This window comes from Acidovorax sp. KNOB132 (assembly GCF_057541515.1).
This window is the reverse complement of the sequence record NZ_BAAJYT010000004.1, coordinates 59,464-80,171: the sequence shown is the minus strand read 5'-3', so window position 1 is coordinate 80,171 and position 20,708 is coordinate 59,464. Positions and strand designations below refer to the sequence as shown.

The 20,708-nt window shown below is 66.1% G+C and carries 23 protein-coding genes; 12 read left to right on the top strand and 11 right to left on the bottom strand.

Going from position 1 to position 20,708, the window contains the following annotated elements; translation table 11 throughout:
* The 5 genes from AC27IO_RS01665 to AC27IO_RS01645 form a co-directional block, all read right to left on the bottom strand.
* A partial coding sequence (locus AC27IO_RS01665) for an ATP-binding cassette domain-containing protein (protein WP_498736925.1) occupies window positions 1-172 on the bottom strand: 172 nt, incomplete at its 3' end.
* 33 nt (window positions 173-205) lie between these two features.
* Window positions 206-1,216: a BMP family protein gene (locus AC27IO_RS01660; protein ID WP_284400379.1), complete on the bottom strand. Its 1,011-nt coding sequence runs from the start codon at window positions 1,214-1,216 to the stop codon at window positions 206-208.
* Window positions 1,217-1,301: 85 nt separating this feature from the next.
* Window positions 1,302-1,931 carry a uracil phosphoribosyltransferase gene (gene upp, locus AC27IO_RS01655; protein WP_272552393.1) on the bottom strand — a complete coding sequence of 210 codons (630 nt, stop codon included), beginning with the start codon at window positions 1,929-1,931 and terminating at the stop codon, window positions 1,302-1,304.
* A gap of 109 nt (window positions 1,932-2,040) precedes the next feature.
* Window positions 2,041-3,015 (bottom strand): threo-3-hydroxy-L-aspartate ammonia-lyase, encoded by a 975-nt coding sequence (locus AC27IO_RS01650; protein ID WP_284400376.1) that lies wholly within the window; start codon window positions 3,013-3,015, stop codon window positions 2,041-2,043.
* Window positions 3,016-3,184: 169 nt separating this feature from the next.
* The gene (locus tag AC27IO_RS01645; RefSeq protein WP_284430859.1) at window positions 3,185-4,045 is read right to left on the bottom strand and encodes an enoyl-CoA hydratase-related protein; all 861 of its coding nucleotides are present in this window, start codon (window positions 4,043-4,045) and stop codon (window positions 3,185-3,187) included.
* 141 nt (window positions 4,046-4,186) lie between these two features.
* Between AC27IO_RS01645 and AC27IO_RS01640 the strand changes: the two genes are divergently transcribed.
* Window positions 4,187-4,954 (top strand): basic amino acid ABC transporter substrate-binding protein, encoded by a 768-nt coding sequence (locus AC27IO_RS01640; protein ID WP_272563770.1) that lies wholly within the window; start codon window positions 4,187-4,189, stop codon window positions 4,952-4,954.
* Window positions 4,955-5,056: 102 nt separating this feature from the next.
* Window positions 5,057-5,824, top strand: a complete 768-nt coding sequence (locus AC27IO_RS01635) for an amino acid ABC transporter permease (RefSeq protein ID WP_272563769.1) — start codon at window positions 5,057-5,059, stop codon at window positions 5,822-5,824.
* Window positions 5,825-5,851: 27 nt separating this feature from the next.
* Here the strand turns inward: AC27IO_RS01635 and AC27IO_RS01630 are convergent, their stop codons facing one another.
* Both AC27IO_RS01630 and AC27IO_RS01625 read right to left on the bottom strand, forming a co-directional pair.
* Window positions 5,852-6,553 (bottom strand): glutathione binding-like protein, encoded by a 702-nt coding sequence (locus AC27IO_RS01630; RefSeq protein ID WP_284430860.1) that lies wholly within the window; start codon window positions 6,551-6,553, stop codon window positions 5,852-5,854.
* A 38-nt stretch (window positions 6,554-6,591) separates the two neighbouring features.
* Entirely contained in the window at window positions 6,592-8,100 is a 1,509-nt protein-coding gene (locus AC27IO_RS01625) for a helicase HerA-like domain-containing protein (RefSeq protein ID WP_284430861.1), read from the bottom strand.
* A gap of 82 nt (window positions 8,101-8,182) precedes the next feature.
* On the opposite strand from AC27IO_RS01625, the gene AC27IO_RS01620 reads away from it, so the two are divergent.
* The 5 genes from AC27IO_RS01620 (at window position 8,183) to rlmH (ending at window position 12,738) form a co-directional block, all read left to right on the top strand.
* Window positions 8,183-8,902, top strand: coding sequence for a YebC/PmpR family DNA-binding transcriptional regulator (locus AC27IO_RS01620; RefSeq protein ID WP_272563766.1), 720 nt, complete (start codon window positions 8,183-8,185; stop codon window positions 8,900-8,902).
* Between the two features lie 82 nt (window positions 8,903-8,984).
* Window positions 8,985-10,265 (top strand): phosphoribosylamine--glycine ligase, encoded by a 1,281-nt coding sequence (gene purD / locus AC27IO_RS01615; protein WP_317358836.1) that lies wholly within the window; start codon window positions 8,985-8,987, stop codon window positions 10,263-10,265.
* The gene (hemF, locus tag AC27IO_RS01610) at window positions 10,265-11,230 is read left to right on the top strand and encodes an oxygen-dependent coproporphyrinogen oxidase (protein ID WP_284430863.1); all 966 of its coding nucleotides are present in this window, start codon (window positions 10,265-10,267) and stop codon (window positions 11,228-11,230) included. The genes purD and hemF overlap by 1 nt, the downstream gene beginning before the upstream one ends.
* Window positions 11,231-11,423: 193 nt before the next feature.
* The gene (gene rsfS, locus AC27IO_RS01605) at window positions 11,424-12,251 is read left to right on the top strand and encodes a ribosome silencing factor (RefSeq protein WP_498736917.1); all 828 of its coding nucleotides are present in this window, start codon (window positions 11,424-11,426) and stop codon (window positions 12,249-12,251) included.
* A 19-nt stretch (window positions 12,252-12,270) separates the two neighbouring features.
* On the top strand, window positions 12,271-12,738 hold the full coding sequence (rlmH, locus tag AC27IO_RS01600; protein WP_054255308.1) for a 23S rRNA (pseudouridine(1915)-N(3))-methyltransferase RlmH: 468 nt from the start codon (window positions 12,271-12,273) through the stop codon (window positions 12,736-12,738).
* 20 nt (window positions 12,739-12,758) lie between these two features.
* Here rlmH and AC27IO_RS01595 read toward each other — a convergent pair whose 3' ends face one another.
* Window positions 12,759-13,379, bottom strand: a complete 621-nt coding sequence (locus AC27IO_RS01595; protein WP_284430865.1) for a GNAT family N-acetyltransferase — start codon at window positions 13,377-13,379, stop codon at window positions 12,759-12,761.
* A 115-nt stretch (window positions 13,380-13,494) separates the two neighbouring features.
* On the opposite strand from AC27IO_RS01595, the gene AC27IO_RS01590 reads away from it, so the two are divergent.
* The 5 genes from AC27IO_RS01590 (at window position 13,495) to AC27IO_RS01570 (ending at window position 17,453) form a co-directional block, all read left to right on the top strand.
* Window positions 13,495-14,112, top strand: coding sequence for a Maf family protein (locus tag AC27IO_RS01590; protein ID WP_284430956.1), 618 nt, complete (start codon window positions 13,495-13,497; stop codon window positions 14,110-14,112).
* Between the two features lie 76 nt (window positions 14,113-14,188).
* Window positions 14,189-15,676 carry a ribonuclease G gene (gene rng / locus AC27IO_RS01585; protein ID WP_284400347.1) on the top strand — a complete coding sequence of 496 codons (1,488 nt, stop codon included), beginning with the start codon at window positions 14,189-14,191 and terminating at the stop codon, window positions 15,674-15,676.
* A 103-nt stretch (window positions 15,677-15,779) separates the two neighbouring features.
* Window positions 15,780-16,406 (top strand): TetR/AcrR family transcriptional regulator, encoded by a 627-nt coding sequence (locus tag AC27IO_RS01580; RefSeq protein WP_284430866.1) that lies wholly within the window; start codon window positions 15,780-15,782, stop codon window positions 16,404-16,406.
* Window positions 16,403-16,744 (top strand): SMR family transporter, encoded by a 342-nt coding sequence (locus tag AC27IO_RS01575; RefSeq protein WP_284430867.1) that lies wholly within the window; start codon window positions 16,403-16,405, stop codon window positions 16,742-16,744. Before AC27IO_RS01580 ends, AC27IO_RS01575 begins: the two co-directional genes overlap by 4 nt.
* 70 nt (window positions 16,745-16,814) lie before the next feature.
* Complete coding sequence (locus tag AC27IO_RS01570) at window positions 16,815-17,453, top strand: pentapeptide repeat-containing protein (RefSeq protein WP_498736913.1); 639 nt, start codon at window positions 16,815-16,817, stop codon at window positions 17,451-17,453.
* Window positions 17,454-17,595: 142 nt separating this feature from the next.
* On the opposite strand, the gene AC27IO_RS01565 is transcribed toward AC27IO_RS01570, so the two are convergent.
* From AC27IO_RS01565 to AC27IO_RS01555, 3 genes are all read right to left on the bottom strand, one after another.
* The gene (locus tag AC27IO_RS01565; protein WP_284430869.1) at window positions 17,596-18,207 is read right to left on the bottom strand and encodes a hypothetical protein; all 612 of its coding nucleotides are present in this window, start codon (window positions 18,205-18,207) and stop codon (window positions 17,596-17,598) included.
* A 243-nt stretch (window positions 18,208-18,450) separates the two neighbouring features.
* Complete coding sequence (locus tag AC27IO_RS01560) at window positions 18,451-19,623, bottom strand: pyridoxal phosphate-dependent aminotransferase (RefSeq protein WP_284430870.1); 1,173 nt, start codon at window positions 19,621-19,623, stop codon at window positions 18,451-18,453.
* A gap of 87 nt (window positions 19,624-19,710) precedes the next feature.
* On the bottom strand, window positions 19,711-20,652 hold the full coding sequence (locus AC27IO_RS01555) for a CysB family HTH-type transcriptional regulator (protein WP_092743937.1): 942 nt from the start codon (window positions 20,650-20,652) through the stop codon (window positions 19,711-19,713).
* Between the last annotated feature and the right edge of the window lie 56 nt (window positions 20,653-20,708).

Below are 20,708 nucleotides of genomic sequence, written 5' to 3'. Positions count from 1 at the left end.
TGGACTTGCCCGCGCCGTTTTCGCCCAGCAGCGCCAGCACCTCGCCCCGGGCGAGGGTCAGGTCGATGCCATCGTTGGCGACCAGCGGGCCGAACCGCTTGGTGATGCCGCGAAGGCGCAGCACGGGCGGCCCGGCCTCGGCGGACGGCGGGCAGGCGGCGGGCTCACCCACGCGGCGTGCTCCGCCCGGCGCAGCGCGCGCGCATCACTTGGCCGTGGACTTGGGCTGGCTGTCGTCCACCTTCACGGTGAACTTGCCCGCCAGGATGTCGGCCTCCCTGGCCTTCACTTTGGCCACGACCTCGGCCGGCACCTTCTTCTCGAACGTGCCCAGCGGCGCGAGTTCGGAGCCCTTGTGCTTCATCATCGAATAGGGGCCGTAGTCCTCGGCGGCGAACTTGCCTTCCTTGACCAGCGCGATCGCGCGGTCCACGCTGGGCTCCATGTGCCACAGCGCCGAGGCCACCACCGTGTCCGGGTACTGGGCCTGCGTGTTGATCACATTGCCGATGGCCAGCTTGCCCTTTTCCTTGGCGGCGTCGGACACGCCGAAACGCTCGGCATACAGCACGTCGGCGCCCTTGTCGATCATGGCGAAGGTCGCCTCCTTGGCCTTCGGCGGGTCGAACCAGCTGTTGATGAAGGTGATGGTGAACTCGGCCTTCGGGTTCACCTCCTTCGCGCCGGCCATGAAGGCGTGCATCAGGCGGTTGACCTCTGGAATCGGAAAGCCGCCCACCATGCCGATCTTGTTCGTGCGGGTCATGCCGCCCGCCACCATGCCGGACAGGTAGGCCGGCTCCTGGATGTAGTTGTCGAACACGCTGAAATTGGGCGCCTGCGGCTTGCCGGAGGAACCCATCACGAAGGCTGTCTTGGGAAAGTCCTTGGCCACCTTGCGCGCGGCGGCCTCCACGCCGAACACCTCGCCGAAGATCAGCTGGTTGCCCCCGGTGGCGTACTCGCGCATCACGCGCTCGTAATCGGCATTGGCCACGTTCTCGCTGCTCTTGTATTCGATCTCGCCACGCGTTTCCGCCGCCTTGAGCGCCTTGTGGATGCGGCTCACCCATTGCTGTTCATAGGGCACCGTGTAGATCGCCGCCACCTTCAGCTTGGCCTGGGCGAAGGCCAGCGTGGGCGCCAGGCCCAGGGTGGCGGAGATGGCCAGGGAGGTGCAGAACAGGCGGCCGGTGAAGAGGCGGCGAGAGGTCATGGAGCGTCCTTTTGCAGGGGAAAAGAGGTCGATGCAGGAAGCCAGCAGCGCATGCAAAATGCGCGCCAGTCATTCACCCCGTGATTCATTTCGTCCCGAAGATCCGGTCCCCGGCATCGCCCAGCCCGGGCAGGATGTAGCCGTGGTCATTCAGTTCGCGGTCGATCGCGGCGGTGTAGATCGGCACGTCGGGGTGGGCCTTTTGCAAGGTGGCCACGCCTTCCGGTGCGGCCAGCAGGCAGACGAACTTGATCGAGCGGGGGTTGAGTTTCTTCAGGCGGTCCACCGCGGCCGCGGCGGAGTTGCCGGTGGCGAGCATGGGGTCCACGACGATGATGTCGCGCTCTTCCATTTCGGACGGCATCTTGAAGTAGTACTCGACCGGCTGCAGTGTCTGCGGGTCGCGGTACAGGCCGATGTGGCCCACGCGGGCGCCCGGGATCACGTTGAGCATGCCGTCCAGAAAGCCGTTGCCGGCGCGCAGGATGGACACGAGCACCTGCTTCTTGCCGTCGATCACCTGGCCCGTCATGGTTTCCAGCGGGGTTTCGATCTGCACGTCCTGCAGCGGCATGTCGCGCGTGACCTCGTAGGCCATCAGGGTGCTGAGTTCGCCGAGCAGGCGGCGAAAGCTGTTGGTGCTGGCGTCCTTCTTGCGCATCAGGGTCAGCTTGTGCTGGACCAGGGGATGGGTGATGACGTGGACATTGCTCATGGGCTGGGGCCTCTTGTTGGGAAAGTGAAAAGCTGGAAAACCGGTCTGCAGGGGGCAGGGGAAAGAAAAGGTGCGTGCGTCGCCGCCCAGGGGCGGCGCGGGGCGCGGATCAGTCTGCCAGAAAGCGTGCGTACCGCGCCAGGTCGACGTTGCCGCCGCTCACGATGATGCCCACGCGCTTGCCATGCAGGTCCACGCCGCCATGCAGGGCGCCCGCAAAAGCGAGGGCGCCGGTGGGCTCCACGACGATCTTCATGCGCTCGGCGAAGAAGCGCAGGGCCTGCACCAGCTGCTCGTCGGTGGCGGTGACGATGTCGGCCACGTCGCGCTGGATGATGGGAAAGGTGATGCTGCCCAGCGCCTGGGTCTGCGCGCCGTCGGCGATGGTGTGGGGCGTGTCGATGCGCACGATGCGGCCGGCGCGCAGCGATTGCTGGGCGTCGTTGCCGGCGGCCGGCTCCACGCCGATCACCTGGCAGTCGGGGGCCAGCGCCTTCGCGGCCAGAAGGCTGCCGGACAGCAATCCGCCGCCGCCCAGGCAAACGAACAGGTAATCGAGGTCGGGCACTTCTTCGAGCAGCTCCTTGGCGGCGGTACCCTGGCCGGCGATGACGTGCGGATGGTCGAACGGCGGCACCAGGGTCATGCCGCGCTCCTGCGCGAGCCGGTGGCTGATGGCTTCGCGGTCTTCGGTGAAGCGGTTGTAGGTGACGACCTGGGCGCCGTACTCGCGCGTGGCAGCCATCTTGGCGGTGGGCGCATCCTCGGGCATGACGATCAGGGCGGGCATGTCCAGCAGGCGGGCCGAGAGGGCGATGGCCTGCGCATGGTTGCCGGAAGAAAAAGCCAGCACGCCGCCTTCGCGCTGGGTGGCGTCGAACTGCGCCAGGGTGTTGTAGGCACCGCGGAACTTGAAGGCGCCCATGCGCTGCAGGTTCTCGCACTTGAAAAAGAGCTGGGCGCCGCACTGCTGGTCCGCCGTGCTGGAGCGCGCCACGGGCGTGCGGTGCGCGACGCCCTGGAGCCGATGGGCCGCGTCGGCGACGTCGGTGTAGGTGGGCAGGGCCGGGATGTGCGTAGGCATGGCAGCGTCCTCGCGTAGACGGGATCGGAAAGAGCACGCATCATAGCCCGCCAGCGAGCGGCGGAGCGCGGAAATGGGCTGCAGCGCAAGCCCAGCAAGCGCAGGCAGCTATGGAATTTGATAGCAAAGGCCCGCCTGTCGCAGCCCGCAGGCCGGGCGGACCGATCGCTCACCCTCCATCGCTGAAGCGCTGCAGCGGCGCGAGCGGAGGAAAGGCGCCCTCGCGCCTGCCACGCATCGCGTCCACGGCCTCGCCCACATGCCGGTTGCTCCAGATCGCGCCCTGCAGCCAGCCCATCTGGCGCAGGCTGTCGTCCACCGAGTGGTCGCGCGCATAGTGCACGGCCTGCTTGGTGCCCCAGATGGCGACCGGCGGCTTGGCGGCGATCTCGCGGGCGCAGGCCAGGGCCGCGTCCAGCATCGCCGCCTGCGTGTCGAACAGTTCGTTGACCAGCCCGCAGGCCAGGGCGCGCGGTGCGGGCAGGCGCCGGCCGGTATAGGCCAGCTCCTTGACGATGCCCAGCGGAATCAGCTTGGGCAGGCGCTGCAGCGTGCCCACGTCGGCCACCATGCCGATGTTGATCTCCTGGATGCAGAAGAACGCGTCCTGCGTGGCGTAGCGGATGCAGGCGGCCGTCACCATGTCCACCGCGCCGCCGATGCAGCCGCCGTGGATGGCGGCGATCACGGGAATGCGCAGCGATTCGATACGCGTGAACGTGGCCTGCATGTCGGTCAGCAGGTCGAAGACGGCGGCGCGGCCTTCGGGGCTCTGGTCGTCCATGGCGATGGCGCCACCGAACGTGTCCAGCGCCATGCCGGCCGAAAAGTGCTTGCCCGTGCTGCTGATGACGAGCGCGCGCGCCTCGCCCGACCGGTGCAGCCGCGCCAGCACGGTGTCCAGCTCGCGCCAGAACGCCGGGTGCATGGTGTTCAGGGCCTCCGGCCGGTTCAGCACCAGATGCGCCACCTGGTCCGTGATGGCGAGCGAAAAGCAGGTGAGGGCGGGGAGGTCGGTGGTATCGGTCATGCGGCGCACTCTAGGCGGGTTGGCGCCAAGGCGGCCGTCACCTGTGCGACGGCGGCGTTGGGCGGCACCGCAAGGAAGGCACGGGGGGCCGGCCGATATACTTCCCGGTCCTGTTTCCGGGCTTTCCCGCCCCATCTCCCCATGCAAATCTCCCGCCGCCTTTTCGCCCTGGGCCTTGGCCTGGCTGCCGCAATGACCGCTCCGCTGGCTGCCCACGCGCAGGACCGCGAGCTGACCGTGGCCTCCAGCGCCACCTATGCGCCGTTCGCCTTCGAGAACAAGGACAAGCAGATCGTCGGTTTCGACATCGACATCATCAACGCCATCGCGAAGAAGCAGTCGCTCAAGATCAAGGTGGTGAACACCCCCTGGAGCGGCATTTTCGCGGCGCTGAACAACGGCGATGTGGATCTAGTGATCTCCGGCGTGACCATCAATGACAAGCGCCGCCAGAGCTACGACTTCACCGAGCCGTACTTCGCCGCCCAGCAGCTGATCGCCGTGCCCAAGGCGAGCTCCGTGGCTTCGCTGAAGGACCTGGCAGGCAAGAAGATCGCCGTGGTGAATGCCTCCACGGCGGACGACGTGGCCTCGCGCGAGTTTGGCAAGACCAGCCCGAACATCCGGCGCTTCGAGAGCACGCCGCTCATCATTTCCGAACTGGCGGGCGGCGGCGTGGATGCGGCCATCGGCGACAACGGTGTGATCGCCTACCGCGTGGCGCAGAACGCCGCGCTGAAGACGGTGGAAGACCCCGCGTTCCCCGTCGAGGGTTTCGGCATCGTCGTCAAGAAGGGCGACAAGGCGCTGCAGGACAAGCTCAACGCCGGCCTGGCCGCCGTGCGGGCCGATGGCAGCTACAACGAGATCTACAAGAAGTGGTTCGGCAAGGAATACAAGCCACGCTGATCGCTGATCGGCACGCCGCTTTTCGGCATGACACCACGGCCGCGCTGCGGCCGTTTTTGCGGGCGCCTATGCGCCCGACGCGACCAATGAGAGGAAGAGGCCATGGAGCCTGTTGAGTGGTTTGGCTGGTTCCGGCCGGACATCCTGGTGGAATACAAGGACCTGTTCATCCAGGGCGCGTGGATGACGATCGGCGTGACGGTGGTGTGCGTGCTGCTGGGCGGCACATGGGGGCTGTTGCTCGCGCTGGCCCGCCTGGCGCAGGCGCGCCATGCGCCGCTGAGCTGGGTGTGCCGCTATCTGCTGCGGTGGCCATCCACCGTGTATGTGAGCTTCTTTCGCGGCACGCCGTTGTTCGTGCAGATCCTGCTGATGCACTTCGCGGTGCTGCCGCTGTTCATCCATCCGACCTCGGGCCTGCTGGTGACGGGCGACTTCGCGCGCACGCTCAAGCAGGAGCATGGCGCGCTGATCTCGGGGATCGTGGCGCTCACGCTCAATTCCGCCGCGTACATCTCGGAGGTGTTCCGCGCGGGCATCCAGTCGATCGCGCGCGGGCAGTCCGATGCGGGGCGCTCGCTGGGCTTCACGCCCGGGCAGGTAATGCGCTACGTGGTGCTGCCGCAGGCCTTTCGCCGCATGCTGCCGCCGCTGGGCAACAACGCGATCGCGCTGCTGAAAGACACCTCGCTGATCTCCGCCATCGGCCTGGCCGAGATGGCCTATGCCGCGCGCACCGTGGCCGGGGCCTATTCGCGCTACTGGGAGCCGTATCTGGCGATTGCCCTGGCCTACTGGATCATGACGCTCGCGCTGACCGGCGCGCTGCGCAGGCTGGAAAGCCACCTGGCGCGCAGCGACCGGGTCTGAAGCCGCTGCTGGAAGGCGCTGGCGGTTTCAGCGCCGCACGGTGCTGGCGTCCTGCCCGAACAGCACCTTCTTCGCGTCTTCGTCCACGGTGGGGGCGGTGTTGATGCGCTGGACCAGGTCGTACGCCCTGACGGTGGCGGGGCGCTCGCGGATGCGTTCGAACCATTGCGCCAGATGCGGGAAGTCCTTGAGGTTCTGCCGCTGGCGCTCGTGCGGAACGATCCAGGGGTAGCAGGCCATGTCGGCGATGGAATACGTGCCGGCGATGTACTCGCGGCCATCGGACAGGTGCTTGTCCAGCACGCCATACAGGCGCCCGGTTTCCTTCACGTAGCGGTCGATCGCGTAGGCGATGGGCTCCGGCGCATATTGCGTGAAGTGGTGGTTCTGCCCCGCCATGGGACCCAGGCCTCCCATTTGCCAGAACAGCCACTGCAGGGCTTCGGTGCGGCCGCGCAGGTCCTGGGGAACGAACTTTCCCGTCTTGTCGGCCAGGTACAGCAGGATGGCGCCGGACTCGAACACCGAAATGGGCTCGCCGCCCCCCTTGGGCGCATGGTCCACGATGGCGGGAATGCGGTTGTTGGGTGCGATGCGCAGGAAGTCGGGCTGGAACTGCTCGCCCCGGCCGATGTTCACGGGCCGCACGCGATAAGGCAATGCGGCCTCTTCGAGGAGCATCGTGATCTTGTGGCCGTTGGGCGTGGTCCAGTAGTGCAGGTCGATCATGGCAGGGTTCCTTGGTTTTTCTGGCGAGGGCGGATTCATCAGCGCTTGCGGCCGCCGAACAGGCTGCCCAGCACGCCGCGCAGGATCTCCTTGCCCAGCGAGGTACCCATGGTGCGCACGGCGGATTTGGCCATGGTCTGCACCAGCCCGTCGTGCTTGCCGCCGCGTGGGCCGGTCGAGCCGAACAGCACGTCGTTCAGCCCGCCCATGACACCGCCGCCCGCGCCGTCGGTGGTGCCCCCCTTGGAGCCGGCGGGCGCCGTGGCGGCGGCTTCGGTGCGGCCCTGGAGCTTTTCGTAGGCGGATTCACGGTCCACGGCTTTCTCGTACACGCCGGCGACGAGCGAACCGGCCAGCAACGCCTGGCGCTGGGCGGGCGTGATGGGTCCCAACTGGCTGGCAGGGGGCAGCACGAACACGCGCTCGGTCACGCTGGGCCGGCCCTTGGCGTCCAGGAAGCTCACCAGCGCCTCGCCCACCGCCAGTTCGGTGATGGCGGTTTCGATGTCCAGGCCCGGCTTCTGGCGCATGGTGGTGGCCGTGGCCTTCACCGCTTTCTGGTCGCGCGGCGTGAAGGCGCGCAGCGCGTGCTGCACGCGGTTGCCCAACTGGGCCAGCACGCTATCGGGAATGTCGAGCGGGTTCTGGGTGACGAAATACACGCCCACGCCCTTGGACCGCACCAGCCGCACCACCAGTTCGATGCGCTCGATGAGCACCTTGGGCGCTTCGTTGAACAGCAGGTGGGCCTCGTCGAAGAAGAAGACGAGTTTAGGGACTTCCGGGTCGCCGATCTCGGGCAGCTGCTCGAACAGTTCCGACAGCATCCACAGCAAGAAGGTGGCATACAGGCGCGGCGAATTCATGAGCTTGTCGGCGGCCAGGATGTTCACGACACCTCGCCCGTCCACCGTCTGCATGAGGTCGTTGATGTCGAGCATGGGCTCGCCGAAGAACTGGGTGCCACCCTGCTGCTCGATCTGCAGCAGGCCCCGTTGGATCGCGCCTACGCTGGCGGCGCTGATATTGCCGTACCCTGTCGTGAATTCCTTGGCGTTGTCCCCGACGTACTGGAGCATGGACCGCAGGTCTTTGAGGTCGAGCAGCAGCAGGCCGTTGTCGTCGGCGATCTTGAAAACCAGGTTGAGCACGCCCAGCTGGGTTTCGTTCAGGTTGAGCATGCGGCCCAGCAGCAGCGGGCCCATGTCGGACACCGTGGCGCGCACCGGGTGGCCTTGCTGGCCGAACACGTCCCACAGGGTGGTGGGGCAGGCCAGGGGCTCCGGCAGCGGAAGGTCTCGCTCCTTGAGCGTGGCCGCCAGCTTGTCGCCGATACTGCCCGGTTGGCTGATGCCGGTGAGGTCACCCTTGATGTCGGCCATGAACACCGGCACACCGATGCGCGAGAAGCCTTCGGCCAGCGTCTGCAGGGTGACCGTCTTGCCCGTGCCGGTGGCACCGGTGATGAGGCCGTGGCGGTTGGCCAGGCCGGGCAGCAGATGGCATTCGGTGGTGCCATGCTTGGCAATGAGAAGAGGTTCGGCCATGGCGTCGGGGTGCGGAGTGGGGTGGGGTGCGTCAAAAGTAAAATCGCGGGCAGTAGATTAAATCAATACCAGAAGGACTCCTGTGGCAGGACACAGCAAATGGGCAAACATCCAGCACCGCAAAGGTCGGCAGGATGAAAAGCGCGGCAAGATCTGGACCCGGATCATTAGAGAGATCACGGTGGCGGCACGGGCGGGCGGGGGCGATGTCTCCGCCAATCCCCGGTTGCGTCTGGCCATCGAAAAGGCCAAGGCGGCGAACATGCCGGCCGACCGCATCAAGTACAACATCGACAAGGCCACCGGCAATGCCGAAGGCGTGAGCTACGAGGAAATCCGCTACGAAGGCTACGGCATCGGCGGCGCGGCCATCATCGTGGACACCATGACCGACAACCGCGTGCGCACCGTGGCCGAAGTGCGCCACGCCTTCAGCAAGCATGGCGGCAACATGGGCACCGAAGGCTCCGTGGCCTTCCAGTTCAAGCACTGCGGCCAATTGATCTTCGCACCGGGCACCAGCGAGGACCAGGTGATGGAAGTGGCGCTGGAAGCCGGCGCGGAGGATGTGGTCACGGGCGAGGACGGCGCCATCGAAGTGCTCACCGCCTACGCCGATTTCGAAGCGGTGAAGAACGCGCTGGAGGCCGCCGGCCTGGTGCCCGAGGTGGCCGAGGTCACCATGCGCGCCGAAAACACCATCGAGCTCGAAGGCGAAGACGCCGCGCGCATGCAAAAACTCCTCGACGTGCTGGAAGACCTGGACGACGTGCAAGAGGTCTATCACAACGCTGCCTTATGAACATGAGCCTGAACCTCTGCAATCGACCCCTGCCCGCCGAAGGGCCCACCTGCCTGCCGCCAGCGGCCCATCGGAGTCCGGTATGAAAGTCCTCGTGATTGGCGGCGGCGGCCGTGAACATGCCATGGCCTGGAAGCTTTCGCAGTCTCCCAAGGTCACGAAGGTCTTTGTGGCGCCGGGCAACGGCGGCACGGCCCTGAATCCCAAGCTCGAGAACGTGGCCATCACCGATGTGCGCGAACTGCGGGCCTGGGCGCACGAGCAGAAGATCGCGCTCACCGTGGTCGGCCCCGAGGCGCCTCTGGCCGCCGGCGTGGTGGACGAATTCCGCGCGCACGGACTGCGCATCTTCGGGCCCACGAAGGCTGCCGCGCAGCTCGAAAGCTCCAAGGCGTTCTCCAAGGCCTTCATGCGCCGCCATGGCATTCCCACGGCGGACTACGACACCTTCACCGATCCGGTGGCGGCCCATGCCTTCGTGGAGCGGCTGGGAGCGCCGATCGTCATCAAGGCCGACGGCCTGGCGGCCGGCAAGGGCGTGGTGGTGGCCATGTCGCTGCAGGAGGCCCATGACGCGGTGGACTTCATGCTGGTGGACAACAAGTACGGCGTGACGCACAACGAAGGCGGCGCACGCGTCGTGATCGAAGCGTTCCTGCAAGGCGAGGAAGCCAGCTTCATCGTGCTGTGCGACGGCAAGAACGTCACCGCCCTGGCGACCAGCCAGGACCACAAGCGCCTGAAGGACGGCGACCAGGGCCCCAACACCGGTGGCATGGGCGCGTATTCGCCCGCGCCCGTGGTCACCGCCGACGTGCACGCCCGCGCCATGCGCGAGATCATCCTGCCCACCATCCGTGGCATGGAAAAGGATGGCATTCCATACACGGGCTTCCTGTACGCCGGCCTGATGATCGATTCGACCGGCCACCCCAAGACGCTGGAGTTCAACTGCCGCATGGGTGACCCCGAGACACAGCCGATCCTCATGCGCCTCAAGAGCGATTTCGTCGATGTGCTGGGCGCCGCGGTGGACGGCAAGCTTGACCAGGTCGAATTGCAATGGGACCGCCGCACCGCGCTGGGCGTGGTGATGGCCGCGCACGGCTACCCGGAAGATCCGCGCAAGGGCGATGCGATCACGGGCCTGCCTGCGGACGCCGACGAAGCCATGGTGTTCCATGCCGGCACGGCGCTGAAGGACGGCGTGCCGCACACCACGGGCGGACGCGTGCTGTGCGTGACCGTGCTGGCCGACAGTGTGAAACAGGCGCAGCAGCGTGTGTACGACGTGGCCCGTGGCATCCATTTCGATGGCGCGCAGTACCGCCGCGACATCGGCCACCGCGCGGTGAAGAGCTGATGGCGGCACCCGCACCGACGCCTGCCCTGAACGCGGCCGACACGGCCACCCGCGTGCGGGCCTACCTGGAAGGGCTGCAGGCACGCATCACCTCGGCCCTGGAAGAGATCGAAGGGCCTGTAGCGCGCGGTGGCGGCCGGTTCCTGAACGATGCGTGGCGCAAGGCGCCGGGCGAACCGCTGCAGGGCGACGGCATCACCCGCATTCTGGAGGGTGGCCGGGTGTTCGAGCGCGCGGGCTGCGGCTTCTCGCACGTGCGGGGCGCCACGCTGCCGCCATCGGCCACGCAGCACCGGCCCGAGCTGGCTGGCGCACCGTTCGAGGCCATGGGGGTATCGCTGGTGTTCCACCCGGTCAACCCCTATGTGCCCACGGTGCACATGAACGTGCGCATGATCGTGGCGGCTCCGGCCGAAGGCGCGCCGGTGTGTTGGTTCGGCGGTGGCATGGACCTCACGCCCTACTATGGTTTCGAAGAAGACGCGGTGCACTTTCACCGCGCCTGCCGCGATGCGCTCAACCCCTTCGGCGAGGGCCTGTACCTGCGTTTCAAACGCTGGTGCGACGAGTACTTCTACCTCAAGCACCGCAACGAGCAGCGTGGCGTGGGAGGCATCTTCTTCGACGATTTTTCCGAGCTGGGCTTCGAGCGCAGCCTGGGCATGGTGCAGTCCGTGGGGGATGCGTTCCTGGGCGCCTACCTGCCCATCGTGCATCGGCGCCAGGCGATCCCGTTCGGTGATCGGCAGCGCGAGTTCCAGTGCTACCGGCGCGGTCGCTATGTGGAGTTCAACCTGGTGTGGGACCGGGGCACGCACTTCGGCCTGCAGTCGGGCGGGCGCACCGAATCGATCTTGCTGTCGATGCCGCCCATGGCGGGCTGGTCGTACCAGCGCCAGGAGGCTCCGGGCTCGCCCGAGGCTGAGCTCACACGGCGCTTTCTGGTGCGGCGGGACTGGCTCTGAACCCAGCCTGTGCGTTCGCAAAAAGGCCGAAAGCTATAATTTCAATAGCTGCTCGCGCTCATGCCATGAGCGCCGAAGGCCAAAAACACCCTTGATGTGCGCGGGATGGCCGAACCGCCACCCGGGCCCGCCGCATTGGCCGATGCCCGGGTTGCACGCTATATTGGCCCCATCCTTTTTAGACAAACGCCTGATGACCACCTCCTCCAAATCGGAATCCGCTGCCAAAAAAGACGTCACCAAGCTCCAGCGCGCCATCGTCGATGGCCTGGAAGACGTCAAAGCGCAAGACATCCAGGTGTTCAACACCGAGCACCTCTCGCCGCTGTTCGAGCGCGTGATCGTGGCGTCGGGCACCTCCAACCGCCAGACCAAGGCGCTGGCGGCCAGCGTGCGCGATGCGGTGCGCGAAGCGGGCTTCGGCAAGCCCCGCATCGAGGGTGAGGACAACGGCGAGTGGATCATCGTGGACTGCGGCGCCGCCGTGGCGCACATCATGCAGCCGGCCATCCGCCAGTACTACCGCCTGGAAGAGATCTGGGGCGATACCCCCGTGCGCTTGAAGCTCGGCGCTGTCAAGCCCAAGGCCGTGGAAGGCGCGGCAGGCACTGCGAAGAAAAAGCCCGCCGCCAAGAAGGCCGCCGCCGCTCCCGAACAACCCGCCCGCAAGCCCGGCGTGAGCAAGGTCGCGGCCAAGGCCCCTGCTGCGAAAGCCCCGGCCAAGACCGCAGCCAAGGCGACCGCAAAGCCGGCCGGCCGTGGCGCCCTGAAGCAGGCCGCGCCTGCAAAGACGACCGCGAAGACGGCGGCCAAGACGACCGCCAAGCCGGTGGCCAAGGCGCCCATCAAAACCCTGGTGGTCAAGCCCATCGCCAAGAAGACGGCGGGCAAGCCCGCAGCCAAGAAGGCTCCGGGCCGCTCCACCGCCGCTGCGGCCCCCAAGGCAGCGCCCCGTGCTGCCACCGTGAAGACGGCGGCCAAGCGCCCCGCCGCCAAGAATTCGCCGACCCGCAGGGGCTGAGCCAGCGCCTGAGCGATCGATGAAGTTGCTGATCGTGGCCGTGGGCCAGCGGGTGCCCGATTGGGCGCAGACGGCCTACGACGACTACGCCAAGCGGTTTCCTCCGGAACTGAAGGTCGAGCTCAAGGCGGTGAAGACCGAGCCGCGCGGCTCCAAGACGCTGGAGACGCTCTACGCCGCCGAGCGCGAGCGCATCGAGGCCGCCATACCCCGCGGCACCCGTGTGGTGGCGCTGGACGAGCGGGGCACGTCCCTCACCACCAAAGCACTCGCAGAGCGTCTCAAAGGCTGGCAATTGGGGGGCGACGACGTGGCCCTGGTCATCGGCGGACCCGATGGCCTGGACCCCGCCTTTCGGCAGGCTGCGCACGAGCGCATACGGCTGTCCGACCTGACCTTGCCGCACGCCATGGTGCGGGTGCTGCTGATCGAGCAGCTTTACCGGGCGTGGTCGGTGAACGCGGGGCACCCCTACCACCGCGAATGAGCGCTGACGACCCGGCGGTGTCAGGCCTCGGCCAGTTCTTCGGACGGCGCAGCCGCTGCGCTGAGGTTGGCGGCTGGCGCCTGCAGGGCATAGGCGGGCGCGAACTCCGTGGCCAGCAGGCTGAAGGACAGCAGATCATGGTGCCGTCCGCTCCAGAACCCTGCACTGCGCAGCAACCCTTCCCGCTGGAACATCCAACGCTGCAGCATGCGGATCGATGGCAGGTTGTCGGGATGCACCGTGGCGCTGATGCGCATCAGCTGGAGATGGAGGAAGCACCAGTTCAGCACCCTGCCGATTGCTTCGTTCATGAAGCCCTGGCCCTGGTACGGCGCCGCCAGTTCATAGCCCAGTGCGGCGCTGAGCGTGGCGGCGTCGCATTGCGTGAAGTTGCATTGCCCGATCATGCCCGGCGCGTCCTTGCGCTCGATGGCCCAGCAGAACCCCGGGACGGGCCGCTGCGTCAATTGATCGGTCCAGTTCACGAAATCCAGCGCACCCTCCAGGTCTTGGATCGCGTTGTAGCCGGCCCACTGCCTTGACTCCGCATGCGCATGCATGGCGAGCATGGCCGGCGCATCGGCCGCCACCATCTTGCGCAGCCTGAGCCGCGGTGTCTCCAGTGTGGGAAAGAAGGTCATGCGCCATTCTTGAAAAGGCCGGCAGCGCAGGGCGGCTGGTTCCCGAAGCCGGCGCCGGCGAACCGAAGCGGCACGCGCGAGCGATCGGCTATCCTCGCGCCCCGTGCCGTCCTCTATTCCTTCCTTCATCTATCTCGCATCCCAAAGCCCGCGCCGCCGCCAACTGCTCGAGCAGTTGGGGATTCGCCATGAACTGCTGCTGCCCAATGCCGATGGCGATGTGGCCGAAGACGCAGAAGCCATCGAGGTGCCGCTGGCCAGCGAGCCGCCCGCCCGCTACGTGCAGCGCGTCACGGGGCTCAAGCTCGATGCGGCCGTCGCCCGCCGTGCCCGGCGCGGGTTGCCGGATGCGCCCATCCTTTGCTCGGACACCACGGTGGCCTGGGGTCGCACGATCTACGGCAAGCCCGAGGATGCCGCCGACGCGCGCCGCATGCTGGGCGAGTTGTCGGGGCGCACGCACCGCGTGCTCACGGCGGTGGCCCTGCAGCACGGCGAAACGCGGTCGGTCGCGCTGTCGGTCTCGAAAGTAACCTTTGCCGCACTCACGCCCGCCCAGATCGCGGCGTATGTGGACAGCGGCGAACCCATGGGCAAGGCCGGCGCGTATGGCATTCAGGGGCCCGCGGCGCAGTACGTGTCGCACCTGGCCGGCAGTTATACCGGCATCATGGGATTGCCCTTGTTCGAGACGGCGCAGCTGCTGCGCTCGGCCGGCATGCTGCGCGGCTGAATGGCGATGTGGGCCCAGTGACTCCGCCATGCAGGCGGGTTTCAGGCATCATGGGCGGCCACTTTTTTCCGAGCCCATGCAACAAGACATCCTGATCAACTGGTCCCCCCAAGAAACCCGCGTGGCGGTGGTCGAGCACGGCGCGGTGCAGGAATTGCACGTGGAACGCACCCTGGAGCGGGGCCTGGTGGGCAACGTGTATCTGGGCAAGGTCTCGCGCGTGCTGCCGGGCATGCAGTCGGCGTTCATCGACATTGGGCTGGAGCGCGCGGCGTTCCTGCACGTGGCGGACGTGTGGCACCGCCAGGAAGGCGGCGAGGCACCCATGTTCGCGCGCAAGGGCGAGCCGCCGGTGCCCATTGAAAAACAGGTGTTCGAAGGCCAGTCGCTCATGGTGCAGGTCATCAAGGACCCCATCGGCACCAAGGGCGCGCGCCTGTCCACGCAGATCAGCATCGCGGGAAGGCTGCTGGTGTTTCTGCCCCAGGACGACCACGTGGGCGTGTCGCAGAAGATTCCTGCCGACGAGCGCGATGCCCTGCGCGGGCGGCTGCAGGCACTGGTGGGCGACAAGGCGTCGGGAGGCGGCGGCGGGTTCATCCTGCGAACCAATGGGGAAGATTCCACCGACGCCGAACTGGCCGAAGACATCGCCTACCTGCGCAAGACCTGGGCGCGCATCAAGGACGCCTCGCTGCGCCTGCCACCCATGTCGCTGCTGCACCAGGATCTGAGCCTGCTTCAGCGCGTGCTGCGCGATCTGGTGGGGGAGGAAACGGCCACCATCCGCATCGACTCGCGCGAACAGTTTTCCGCGCTGCAGGCCTTCGGCCACGAATTCATGCCGGCTGCGGCGCCCAAGCTGCAGCTGTACAAGGGCGAGCGGCCCATCTTCGACCTGTATGGCATCGACGAGGAAATCGGCCGGGCCCTGGGCCGGCGCGTCGATCTGAAGTCGGGCGGCTACCTGATCGTGGACCAGACCGAAGCACTGACCACCATCGATGTGAACACGGGCGGCTATGTGGGCGCCCGCAATTTCGACGACACCATTTTCAAGACCAACCTGGAGGCGGCGCAGGCCATCGCAAGGCAGTTGCGGCTGCGCAATCTGGGCGGCATCGTGATTGCGGACTTCATCGACATGGCGCGCGAAGACCACCAGCAGGCCGTGCTCGCGGAATTCAAGAAGCAGCTCGCGCGCGACCGGGTCAAAACCATGGCTGGTGGCTTTTCGCAATTGGGCCTGGTCGAGATGACGCGCAAGCGCACCCGCGAATCCCTGGCCCACATGCTGTGCGAACCCTGCGAGCATTGCCAGGGCAAAGGCATCGTGAAGACCGCGCGCAGCGTGTGCTACGACATCCTGCGTGAAATCTTGCGTGAGGCGCGCCAGTTCAACCCACGCGAGTTTCGTGTTGTTGCCTCGCCTCGCGTGGTGGAACTGTTCCTCGACGAGGAGAGCCAGCACCTGGCAGGGCTGTCGGATTTCATCGGCAAGCCCATCTCGTTGCAGGCCGAAACGGCGGTGGGACAGGAGCAGTACGACATCGTGCTGCTCTGAGAAGCGGGCGTGCCGCCCCAAACAGGCAACTTGCAATCCTTATCGGGGCGCGGTCAAGCGGCGCCTGGATCAGCCCTGGAAAACACAAGGAATCGGTAGCCCCATGGTGGATGCCGAAGCCATAATAAACAATCCATCCGGATGGTTTGTATGTATGTCTGAAGCCCATAAACGCCTGAAGCAACCCGAGTGGGTGCGCACCCGGCTGCTTGCCGTGGCGGCCGATCTGCTGGTGCAGGACGGCCCGGAGGCGGTCACCTTGGACGCTGTCGCGCACCGTGCCGGCGTGACCAAAGGCGGCTTGCAGCACCACTTTAGAACCAAGCAGGCGCTGCTGGATGCGCTGTGCGATCAGTTGTTCGATGCATTCGATGTGTTCTATGCCGCGGCACTCGAATCCGAGCCCGAAGCTCCAGGGCGGCACGCGCGGGCCTATCTGAAGACCTGTTTCCAAGGCGGCCAGACTGCCGAAGAGCGCCTCACGCAGCGTGCCATTGCCTTGCTGGCCCTGGCGTTGCCAGCCTGCCGCGAGCGCTGGAGCGCCAAGATGCGCGTCCTGCTGGCCGAAGACCGTGCCGACCCCGCCGCCACGGACCGATTGTTCCTGTGCCGCTTGGCGGCCGACGGCTTCTGGTTCGACCAGTTGCTGGATGTCTACGGCACGCCGCCAGACCGCAAGGATCGCCTTCTTTCCCTTCTGCTCGAACTCACCCAAGGAACCGCGCCATGACCGTGCATCCCAGCTATCTCATCTTGGGACTGGCCATCGCTTTGGAGGTCGTGGGCACCACCGCGCTCAAGGCGTCTGACGGCTTCACCCGCCTGGCGCCCAGCCTGATCACCGGGGTGGCGTATGCCGCCTCGTTCTACGCACTCTCGCTGGCCTTGAAGACGATTCCGGTGGGGGTCGCCTATGCTATCTGGTCGGGCGTTGGCATCGTGCTGATTTCGGTGGTGGGCTGGGTGGTGTTTCGGCAGCGGCTCGACGCGCCGGCGATGGTCGGCCTGGGGCTGATCATCGCGGGGGTGCTGGTGGTCAATCTCTTTTCCAAAAGCGCGGGGCATTGAACCGTGATGGCCCGTTCCGACATGGATTCCGCGCTTTTCAGCGATCAGTTTTTTTTCGCGCGGTGCGCTGGTGGCGGCCCTTGCAGGCCCGCATGGCCCGCTGGCGTTCGAGCACTGCCGCTTCGACGGAGAAGACCTTTCCGGCCTGGACCTGGGCGGTGCCCGGTTCCTGGATTGCACCTTCGCCGAGACCCGCTTCGAGAAAGCGATGCTGGCGGATTCGCGCTGGCTGGATTGCAAGGCGCGGCAAGCGGATTTCAGCCTGGCCGATCTGTCCGGCGCCCGGCTGTGCAGCAGCGATTTCAACAACACGCGTTGGACCGGCACCAAGCTGGCGGGCGTGCTGTTCACCGAGGCCAAGCTGACGGGCGCGCATTTCAGTCAGGCGAGCACCTTGGGGCTGGAATTTCACCAGTGCCGACTGGTGGGCGCGGACCTGCGCGGGCTTTCGTTCCGCAAGCGCAGCCTGGAGCAATTGGATCTGTCCGAAGCCGACCTGGCTGGATGTGATTTCCGCGACGCGGTCTTCGAGGGTGGCAGCCTGCGGGATGCGAACCTGAAGAATGCACGCTTCGATGGCGCGGACCTGCGTTCGGTGGACCTGGGCGGCCTGACGGTGACCACCGTGGCCCAATCGTTCAAGGGTGCGATGCTGTCGATGGATCAGGCCGCTGCACTCATTGGTGGCCTGGGCGTTCGCGTGGGCTGACCGGGCAGGCGGGCCATCAGCGCTTTTGGCAAGCCATCGAATGCGCGCCAGCCTCCAGCTTTCGCTTTGCGTGCGGGACTGGTTGGCCGACTGACTTCGCTGGTTTTCGCGCTGCAGGGCATTCACGGACGGCGCATGCCACTCAACGCGGGCAGCCGCCACGGGGGCCGGTGCATGGCAGTGGACCCGGCTGAATGCCCCTGGCGTGGCGGTGGTGCAAAAAAGCCATGAGCCCTGCCGTGCCAGTGGCTGCCAGGAGCAGCAGCGCCACATAGACGCCAAGCGCATGTCCGAACGCCACGGTGTCGTTCCATGAGCGTGCGATACCGAGAAACGATGCGTATAGCCACGAGATCGAAGACACGGTGGCAAATCCAGTCAGCAGCAGCACCCGGCCCAGAGACCACTGCAGGAAGACCTTGCCCTGCTGCATGTAGGGAAACGCGAAATGGTGCATGAGCATTCCGTTCAACGTCAGCACGCACACGGTGAGCACTTTCATCCAGAGTTTCTCGTTGGCCAGATACCCGGGGTACTGTGCTTGGCCGACGTAGAGAAAGCCCAGCCCGGTCACCCACAGCACGCCCAACGCCACCGTCATCGTTCGCTTGGTGTGGAGCAGGTTCTCCCACTGCTGCGCTGAAATCGGGCGGTGGACGGAGCGAAGAAACCGGAAGTCATACTCCAGCATCTTTCCAACGGCAACGGCCATGGCGAGCAGGTGAACGAAGACGAGCGCATTCTTGAGGAGCATGGCGTGACGCACGGGGCGCCTTGAGAGTTGTCGCAGCGTGAGTGCCACAACCGTCCGTCTTTGGTTGCCTGCAGGTCAGCAGAATTTGCAGCGGGCACCTGACGGTTTCCATCAGCCCACTTGGGCGCGGCGTCCCATCGCGCCCCATGGCGCCTTTGCTGATGCCCTGTCGCACAGGGCCGGATTTTCTTGACTGGCTGCGCTACGCGTTGGCGGGACAACCAGAATGATCACCCTTTGTGATCAGAGCTTGCGCAGCCGCTGCAGTGCCTGGCGCAGCGTGTCGTCCTGCTTTGCAAAGCAAAACCGCACCACACGCTGGTCGAACCTGTCGCCATAGAAGGCAGACAGCGGGATCGCCGCCACGCCCACCTCGCGGGTGAGCCACTGGCAAAAGTCGGACTCGTTCAGATCGCTCACGGCCGAGATGTCCACGCACTGGAAGTAGCTTCCCGTGCTGGGCAGCAACCGAAGGCGCGAGCCTTCCAGCCCCTGGCGGAACAGGTCGCGCTTGGCCTGGTAGAAAGCAGGCAATTGCAGGTAGGGCGCCGCATCCTGCAGGTAGGCCGCCAGGCCGTGCTGCATCGGCGTGTTCACGGTGAATACATTGAACTGGTGCACCTTGCGAAACTCCCCCGTCAGCGCGGCCGGGGCCGCGACGGTGCCGACCTTCCAGCCGGTGACGTGGAAGGTCTTGCCGAAGCTCGACACGATGAACGCGCGTGCTGCCAGGCCGGGAAAGCGTGCCGCGCTCTCATGCTGCGCACCGTCGAACACCATGTGCTCGTACACCTCGTCGCTGATGAGCAGCACATCGGTGGGAGCGAGCAGTTCTTCCAGGGTGCGCATGTCCTCGGCCGTCCAGATGGTGGCGCTGGGGTTGTGCGGGCTGTTGATGATGAGCGCGCGCGTGCGCGGCGTGATGGCTGCGGCGATCTTGCCGAAATCGGGCCGGAAACTGCCCGGCGTGAGCGGCACCCGCACTACCGTGCCGCCTGCCAGTTCCACATTGGGGGCGTAGCTGTCGTAGCAGGGGTCGAGCACGATCACCTCGTCGCCCGCATGCACCGTCGCCAGGATGGCGGTCAGGATCGCCTGGGTGGCGCCAGCGGTGATGGTGATTTCCGTGTTGGCGTCATACCGGCGGGCATGGAGCGCTTCTATCTTGGCAGCCACGGCTTCACGCAGCGCAGGCACGCCTGCCATGGGCGGGTACTGGTTGTGCCCGGCGCGCATGGCGCGGTCCACGGCATCGATCAGCGCCGGGTCGCAGTGGAAGTCCGGAAAACCCTGGCCCAGGTTCACGGCGCCATGCTCGGCCGCCAGGGCCGACATTACCGTGAAGATGGTGGTGCCCACCTGAGGCAGTTTGCTGGGAAAGGCGGGCGTGCGCGGTGCGATGTCGGTGGAAGTCATGGCGCGAGGGGCTGGCTGGAAAGACGGTCTGGGAAAAGAGCAGGTTCGATGCAGAACGAAAGCCGCTTGGTGTGCAAGCGGTGGGGGTCAGAGTTCGTAATCGTTCACGTGGCCGGTCATGGCCCGGGCGATGAGTTCGCGGTTCAGGCGGTCGCTCAGCAGCTCGGCGAACTTGTAGACGAAGTTGCGCAGGTAGGCGCCACGCTTGAACGCCACCCGCGCCACGCTCTGGCCGAAGAGGTGGCCCACGGGCCGCACCACCAGGTCGCCCAGCGGGTCGTCGCGCATCGCCATCTCGGCCACGATGCCGATGCCCAGGCCCAGGCGCACGTACGTCTTGATCACGTCGGAGTCGATGGCCTCCAGCACGATGCGCGGCTGCAGCTTGCGGGCGGCGAACGCCTGGTCGATCTTGCCCCGGCCGGTGAACGACGGGTGGTAGGTGATGAGAGCCTCGTGCGCGATGTCGTCCAGGCCCAGGCGCTCCTTTTGCGCCAGTGGATGGGCGGTGGGCATCACCAGCACATGCTGCCATTCATAGCAGGGCAGGGTGACCAGATCGGGATAGTCGGCCAGCGACTCCGTGGCCATGCCGATCTCGGCCACCTCGTCGATCACCATGCGCGCCACCTCGTGCGGCGTGGCCTGGTGCAGGCTGATGTTGACCTTGGGGTACGCCTCGCGCAGCTTGGCCACGGGGAGGGGCAGCACATAGCGCGCCTGCGTGTGGGTGGTGGCGATGCTGAGGGTGCCGCTGTCCTGGGCGCTGAACTGTTCGCCGATGCGCTTGAGGTTGCCGACCTCGCGCATGATCAGCTCGATGCTCTTGAGCACGTGCTGGCCTGGCTCGGTGATGCGCTTGAGCCGCTTGCCGTGGCGCGCGAAGATGTCCACGCCCAATTCCTCTTCCAGCTCGATGATGGCCTTGGACACGCCGGGCTGCGAGGTGTGCAGCGCCTTGGCGGCTTCGGTCAGGTTGAGGTTGCGGCGCGCGGCTTCCTGAACGAAGCGGAATTGGTGCAGATTCATATCGTATCGCTGCTAAAGAAGGCGATCATTATGCTGCAGTCGTCTAAGGAAAAACA